The 407-nt window shown below is 48.6% G+C and carries 1 protein-coding gene; it reads right to left on the bottom strand.

The window, feature by feature from the left end:
- Positions 1-114: 114 nt before the first annotated feature.
- On the bottom strand, positions 115-407 hold a 293-nt coding region (locus BV375_RS01520), incomplete at its 5' end, for a hypothetical protein (protein WP_086756518.1).

Consider the following 407-nt stretch of genomic DNA (forward strand, 5'->3'; position numbering starts at 1 on the left):
TGAGTGGCTCCCCAACCTACGCATCTGTCTCATTTTTTCCTGGAATTGGTATTACTACGAACTTTTTCCTCTTTTACAAGCTTCAGCTTTTAATCTTAACTGGACTGTAATGCCCTATACCTCATTTACTTGAAATAAATCTGTAACTGTTTCTATATTCGCTGTAGCAGCTTCCGGGTTGACATTTCCGTGTTTCGCGTACCCTGTAGCAGCTTCCGGGTTGACGTTTCCGTGTTTCGCGTACCCTGTAGCAGCTTCCGGGTTGACGTTTCCGTGTTTCGCGTACCCTGTAGCAGCTTCCGGGTTGACGTTTCCGTGTTTCGCGTACCCTGTAGCAGCTTCCGGGTTGACGTTTCCGTGTTTCGCGTACCCTGTAGCAGCTTCCGGGTTGACGTTTCCGTGTTTCG

Origin of the sequence: Nostoc sp. 106C (assembly GCF_002154725.1) — a bacterium.
Classification (GTDB): Bacteria; Cyanobacteriota; Cyanobacteriia; order Cyanobacteriales; family Nostocaceae; genus Aulosira.